6 protein-coding genes are annotated in these 6,135 nt (G+C 70.1%); 2 read left to right on the forward strand and 4 right to left on the reverse strand.

Features of this window, described 5'->3' with window-relative positions; all coding sequences use genetic code 11:
- Positions 1-73: 73 nt before the first annotated feature.
- The 4 genes from rpe to def all read right to left on the reverse strand — a co-directional run bounded on the left by rpe (position 74) and on the right by def (position 3,972).
- Positions 74-730 carry a ribulose-phosphate 3-epimerase gene (gene rpe / locus AB4Y67_RS17490; RefSeq protein WP_441407022.1) on the reverse strand — a complete coding sequence of 219 codons (657 nt, stop codon included), beginning with the start codon at positions 728-730 and terminating at the stop codon, positions 74-76.
- Between the two features lie 76 nt (positions 731-806).
- Positions 807-2,462, reverse strand: a complete 1,656-nt coding sequence (locus tag AB4Y67_RS17495; protein WP_441407023.1) for an RsmB/NOP family class I SAM-dependent RNA methyltransferase — start codon at positions 2,460-2,462, stop codon at positions 807-809.
- A complete protein-coding gene (gene fmt, locus AB4Y67_RS17500; protein WP_441407024.1) occupies positions 2,459-3,379 on the reverse strand; it encodes a methionyl-tRNA formyltransferase in 921 nt (306 codons plus the stop codon). The genes AB4Y67_RS17495 and fmt overlap by 4 nt, the downstream gene beginning before the upstream one ends.
- Positions 3,376-3,972, reverse strand: coding sequence for a peptide deformylase (gene def / locus AB4Y67_RS17505; RefSeq protein WP_441407025.1), 597 nt, complete (start codon positions 3,970-3,972; stop codon positions 3,376-3,378). The genes fmt and def overlap by 4 nt, the downstream gene beginning before the upstream one ends.
- A gap of 592 nt (positions 3,973-4,564) precedes the next feature.
- Here def and AB4Y67_RS17510 point away from each other — a divergent pair.
- Together AB4Y67_RS17510 and AB4Y67_RS17515 are read left to right on the forward strand one after the other, a co-directional pair.
- Positions 4,565-4,735: a hypothetical protein gene (locus AB4Y67_RS17510; RefSeq protein ID WP_441407026.1), complete on the forward strand. Its 171-nt coding sequence runs from the start codon at positions 4,565-4,567 to the stop codon at positions 4,733-4,735.
- Positions 4,732-6,135 (forward strand): DUF222 domain-containing protein (locus AB4Y67_RS17515; protein ID WP_441407027.1); only part of this gene is annotated, 1,404 nt, incomplete at its 3' end. The genes AB4Y67_RS17510 and AB4Y67_RS17515, both read left to right, overlap by 4 nt.

Below are 6,135 nucleotides of genomic sequence, written 5' to 3' on the forward strand. Positions count from 1 at the left end.
GGCAGCTTTGGCTATTCCCGCAGGCGTGATGTTACGGCGTGCGTCATTTTCAGTCAGCGCTGGCCGGCTTCAGTTAGCGCTGGCCGGCGGCGCGGAGGCGCTCGATCGCCTCGGCCGGGTCGTCGGCACCGTAGACGGCGGAACCGGCCACGAAGACGTTGGCACCGGCGTCCGCAGCGCGCCAGATGTTGTCTGCTGTGATGCCGCCGTCGACCTGCAGTGCCACATCCAGGCCGGACGCATCGATGGCCGCGCGGGCACGGCGGATCTTGGGCAGCGTGAGGTCCAGGAATTCCTGGCCGCCAAAGCCCGGCTCCACCGTCATGATCAGCAGCATGTCGATCTCGCCGAGCATGTCCAGGAAAGGCTCCACACCGCTGCCCGGACGGAGCGCCAGGCCCGCCTTGGCCCCGCGGGCCCGCAGGTCGCGGGCGAGCTTGATCGGCGCAATCGAGGCCTCGGCATGGAACGTCACGGAGGCGACCCCGGCGTCCGCGTAGGCCGGAGCCCAGCGGTCCGCGTGCTCGATCATGAGGTGCGCATCCAGCGGCACGGGGCTGATTTCCTGCAGGCGGGCAACGACCGGCAGCCCCAGCGAGAGGTTCGGCACGAAGTGGTTGTCCATGACGTCAACGTGGACCGCATCGGCGTTGCTGATTCTATGCAGTTCGGCTTCGAGGTTGGCGAAGTCGGCGGAGAGAATGCTCGGGTTGATACAGCACTTGGCCATGTGAAAATCCTTGTCGTTCTGCTGAGGCGTCCTGTTGAGAGCGAGAGCTTCCAGTGCCCCCAGTATTCCCTGTTGATCAGGCCTTTTTGTGGATGAGCGCCAGGAACATGGCATCCGTCCGGTGCACATGCGGCCAGAGCTGGGCGGTGAGCTCGTGTCCTGCGTCGAGGTGGCCGGTGAGGCTGACGCTGTCCAGCGCCGCGCCGGCGTCGAGCAGTTCGAGATCGTCGCGTTTGCGCAGCACATCGCTGACGACGGCGGTCGTCTCCGCCGGGTGCGGCGAGCAGGTCACGTAGGCCACAATGCCGCCGGGCTTCACGGCTGCCAGTGCGGACTTGAGCAGCTCCCGCTGCAGCGGGCCGAGGTCCGTCAGGTCCTTGGGGGTCCGGCGCCAGCGCGATTCCGGACGGCGGCGGAGGGCGCCGAGACCGGTGCACGGCGCGTCGACCAGCACGCGGTCGAAGCTCTCCGGCATTTCCGTGCCGACCTCGCGGCCGTCGCCGGTCCGCACATGCCAGACCTCGTGCGGCACAGCGGCGAGGGCCTGCCGGACCAGTTTGGCGCGGTGCGGTGCCGGTTCGTTGGCCAGCAGCGTGGCGCCCTGTTCCCGGGCGAGGGCGCCGAGCAGGGCCGCCTTGCCGCCGGGGCCGGCGCACATGTCCAGCCAGCGTTCGGCCCTTTCCGGCGCGGGGCCGCCGTCGCCGTCGGGCCCGCTGGTGCTGCTGGTGCTGCTGGTGCTGCTGGTGCTGCCACGGAGATCGACGGCGGCCATGGCCCGAGCGACGAGCTGCGAGCCGACGTCCTGGACGCGGGTGGTGCCTTCGCGGACCGACGCGAGCCGGCCGAGGTCTCCGCCGCTGGAGAGCGCGGATCCTTCGACGAGTTCACCGGGCGTGGCTCCGCCTTCGAGGGCCTCGTCCAGGCTGCCGAGTCCGGGGAGTGCCACAAGGTTGACCACCGGTGCCGCGTTGTCCGCCTCGAGAAGGTCGCTGATTTCGCTGACGGGACGCCCGTGGGCCACGAGGGACTGCCGGAGCGCCCGGACAATCCACTCCGGGTGGGCGTAGCGGATGGCGGCCTTTTTCGTTTCGTCCGGCTCGTCGCTGAGCAGCAGGTCCAGCCACTCCTCGAGGGTGCGGGCTGACACTTTGCGCAGCACGGCGTTAATGAGGGCCGACGGTCCGGCACCAATGACGGCGCGGGCCAGGCCAACGGTCTGGTCCAGCGCGGCGTGCGCGGGGACACGCATGGCCAGCAGCTGGTGGGCGCCGATCCGGAGCGCGTCGAGGATGGCCGGGTCCAGCTGGTCCAGCGGCCGGTCCACGCAGCGGGCCAGGATCGCGTCGTAGGTGCCCTGGCCGCGCAGTGCCCCGTAGCTCAGTTCCGTGGCGAAGCCGGCGTCGCGCTTGTCCAGGTTGTGGTGCCGGATCCGGGCGGGCAGCACAAGGTTGGCGTAGGCGTCTTCGGCGGCGACGGCGCGGAGCACTTCGAAGGCCACCAGCCGGGCGGGATCGGCCCGGCGGGTGCGCTGGGACGGCGCGTTCTCAGTGAAACCGCGCTGCGGTCCGCGGTTGCGTTCGCGGCCCTGCGCGTTCCGCATGCTGCCGTCCCGGCCGCGGCCGCCCTGGCCGCCCTGACCGCCTTGGCCGCTTTGGCCGGAGCCGCGCTGGCCGCCTGATCCCCCGCGCTGGGGGCCGTTGCCGCGGCCGCTGCCGCTCCCGGACTCGCTCATTCGAATACCACGCTTTCAAGTGTTGCCTGTCCGCGCGCCCAGTCAGCGGCGGTCATCATTTTCTTGCCCGAAGGCTGGACCCGGGTGAGTTCCACAGGGTGGGAGCCGGTTCCCACGAGCACGCTCTTGCCGTCCAAGGCGAGCTGCCCGGGCTGCAGGGCCGGTCCCCCGGGCCGCAGCCGTACCGGTTCCAGCTTGATCCGCTGGCCGTCGAGGGTGGTCCAGGCGCCGGGCTCGGGAGTGACTCCACGCGCCCGCCGTCCGATCGCCAAAGCGGGCTGCTTCCAGTCGAGCCGGCCGTCCTCGAGGGTGAGTTTGGGGGCCAGGCTGACCTCGCCCTGCTGTGGCACGGCGGTGGCCCGGCCGGCGTCGACGGCTGACAGCGTTTGGGTCAGCAGCACGGCGCCGCTGTGCGACAGCCGGTCGAGCAGCGCACCGGCGGTGTCATCGGGCTGCACGGCTTCGGTCAGGGTGCCGAACACGGGGCCGGTGTCCAGCCCCTCCTCCAGCAGGAAGGTGACGGCACCGGTGACGTCGTCGCCGGCGATCAGCGACCGCTGCACGGGGGCAGCGCCGCGCCAGGCCGGCAACAGGGAGAAGTGCAGGTTGATCCAGCCGTGCCGGGGAAGGTCCAGGGCCGGCCGGGGAATGAGGCCGCCGTAGGCCACGATGGCGGCGACGTCCGGGGCGGCAGCCGCGATCTGCTCCGTCACCCCGGCGTCGACTTTGGCGGCGCGGATGATGTTGATGCCCAGTTCCGCGGCCCGGGCGGCAACGGGCGACGGCGTCAGCACACGCTTGCGGCCCAGCGGCGCATCCGGGCGCGTGAGGACGGCGACGACGTCGAACCCTGCCGCGACCAGGGCGTCCAGGGACGGCACTGCCACGGCCGGCGTGCCTGCGAAGAGAACCCTCACTGGGCGTTTCCGAAGGAGCCGAAGCTTCCCGGACCTGCAGTGCCGGAACCAAAACTGGTGCCGACCGTTTTGGCGCGCTTCGCCGTCGTCTGCTCGGTGATGGAGTCGTAGTTGGCGTTCCGGATGGCGCGCAGTGCGGTCTTCCGGTCCTCGCCTTCCAGCCGGTCGGTGAAGAGGATGCCGTCGAGGTGGTCGGTTTCGTGCTGGAAGGCACGTGCCAGCATGCCCTCGCCCTCCACGGTGACGGGGTTGCCGTGCAGGTCGACGCCGGTGACGCGGGTGTGCCGGTGCCGGCGGACCGGGAAGCCCAGGCCCGGGATGGAGAGGCAGCCTTCGACCTCGTCGGGCTGCAAGTCCTCGCTGTTTTCCAGCACCGGGTTGATGATGTGTCCCTCGACGCCATGAATGCGGTAGGTGAAAACGCGCTGGCTGACGCCGACCTGCGGCGCGGCCAGGCCTGCCCCGTCGACGTCCTCCATGGTTTCGGTCATGTCGGCAACAAGCTTCGCCAGCTCAGGCCCGAATTCCGTCACGGGATCGGCAACTGTGCGCAGCACAGGATCCCCGATGATGCGGATATTCAAAATGGCCATGTGCAATGTGTCCTTACGGTGGGCGGCGGCGGGATCCAGTCCAGTTTAGTTGCACTCGGGGGTTGGGCCGGGACGGGTTCGGGGAATCGGTCCGGGAGTGGGTGGCTGGCCTCCGGGGTGGGTGCGGGTGGTGGGGCGGGTTGGCGGGGGCGTCGTAGCGGGGGCGAGTCGGACGGCATCGCCACGAGTGGTGCCGTCCGGGGCGGGTCCGGGTGGCGGGGACGAGTCGGACGGCATAGCCACGAAGGTGCCGGCCGGGGCGGCAACGGACGGAAAGCGGCCGGGCAGGCACGGTCGCGCCGGCCGGCGGCACGGACCTCCCCCGACGGCCCTGGGACCGCCATCGAAGCAACCAGTTCGATGCATCGGTCGCAACTCGTACCGGCGAGGAACAACTGGGTGCAGCGACCGCTGCCAACTTCACGGGACCGCCCGCATCTATGCCCTCTCCCCTGTCGTGCGAACCCGGCTTTGGTGCCATCAGAGGCTTCAATGACGGAACGATGCCGGTTTCGTGAGGAACCTGGGCTGGGCTCGGGGACGGGTTCCTCTGGTCGCGAAAAATGTCGGTGCTCGCTGATGGAATGGTTCCATGAAAGCCGCCAAGGATTTCATCACCATTGAGGAGCCGGCCGGCGGCACTGCTCCGGCCGGGCACTCCGGTGCAGACGGTCCGGTGCCGCCAGTAGAAATCCGGCCCTACCGGGGCGGGTTGCCGGGGTCGCGAAAAATGTCGGTGCTGCCTGATGGAATGGTTCCATGAAAGCCGCCAAGGACTTCATCACCGTCGAGGATCCAGGCCGGGGAACGGCTCCGGCCGGGCACTCCGGTGCGGCACGCGTTGAGGGATTGCACTCAACCGACTCACCGGTCAGTACGGACGGTCTGAAAAGTGCCCTGGCGTTGCTGCAGGACGCGAGTTCGACGGCGGCAGGGGACGCCGCGTTCATGGGGTTCCGGGAGGCGGCGGATTTCGCCGGCACGGTCGAGGAGATCTCACGGATCGCAGAGTACTTGCAGCTCGTGGCGGCCAGAGCCGTGGACCGGACCAGGAAGCAGGCCGCGGCCACCGCTACGGTGGCCGGTACGGCGTGGACCACGGGCTGGCGAGATGACACCGGCTACGGGGATCCCGCCGCGCCGGATGATGATTCCGGTGCTGCTTCCGGCGCGGTGGCCGTGACCGCCGCTGTTGCTCGTTCTGCGGCGGATTCAGGTGCCGCCGTGGATGACGGTTACCGGAACACGGCGGAGTTTCTGCGGGCGCGGCTGAGGATCAGCGCCGCGGAGTCCCGCCGCCGGCTGTCGCTCGGCGAGGCCCTCCTGCCGCGGCAAGGATTCGCCGGGGAACCCTTGCCTGCCGTGCACGCGGAACTCGGGGCGGCCGTCGCCGCCGGTGAGGTCGCGTCCCGCGCCGCGACCATCATCAGCCTGGCCCTGGACCGGGTCCGGCACGCCTGCGACGCCGAGGCCGCCGCCCGGATGGAGCACGCCCTGACCCGCACCGCGGCCGAGAACGACCCGGACTTCCTCTCCCGCATGGCCCGGAGCTGGATTGACGCGGTGGACCAGGACGGCGCCGAGCCCTCCGAGGAACTCCTGCGCCAGCTCCAGGGCGCCTTCATCCGCAAACCCCGCCACGGACTCCAGCACCTGGAGATCTTCGCGACCGCCGGACAGTTCGAACACCTCCTCACCGTCATGAACACCGCCACCAACCCCCGCACCAGCGCCCCAGCACCCACAGGGAGCCCCTCCGGCGGCACAGAAACCGAACCGGAACGAGCAGCAGCGGCCGACGGTACCCACGGCGCCAACGACGGCGTTGACGTCCCGCTCGACCTGCGTTCGCGCCCGCAGAAACTCCTCGACGGCCTCGTCGGCGGCTGCAAAGTCGCCCTCGCCGCCGGCACACTGCCCGCGACCGGAGGACTCCGCCCGCAGGTCCTGGTCACCATCGACTACCGCGACCTCCTCGACCGGCTCTCCAGCACCAACGGAGAAGGCACAATTCAGGCGCACACCGGAACCCTGCTCTTCACCGGGCCCGTCACCGCCTCCACCGCCCGGAAAATCGCCTGCGACGCGGACATCATCCCCGTCCTCCTCGGCGGCGAAGGACGGATCCTGGACATCGGCCGCGCCTCCCGGGTCTTCCCGCCC

The sequence above is a fragment of the Arthrobacter sp. YAF17 genome, assembly GCF_052113365.1.
Lineage (GTDB): Bacteria > Actinomycetota > Actinomycetes > Actinomycetales > Micrococcaceae > Arthrobacter.

Bases quoted from the DNA above. Each gene is read 5' to 3' on its own strand.
- AB4Y67_RS17495 (WP_441407023.1), bottom strand. From the start codon at position 2,462: ATGAGCGAGTCCGGGAGCGGCAGCGGCCGCGGCAACGGCCCCCAGCGC.
- AB4Y67_RS17510 (WP_441407026.1), top strand. From the start codon at position 4,565: ATGAAAGCCGCCAAGGATTTCATCACCATTGAGGAGCCGGCCGGCGGC.
- def (WP_441407025.1), bottom strand. From the start codon at position 3,972: ATGGCCATTTTGAATATCCGCATCATCGGGGATCCTGTGCTGCGCACA.
- rpe (WP_441407022.1), bottom strand. From the start codon at position 730: ATGGCCAAGTGCTGTATCAACCCGAGCATTCTCTCCGCCGACTTCGCC.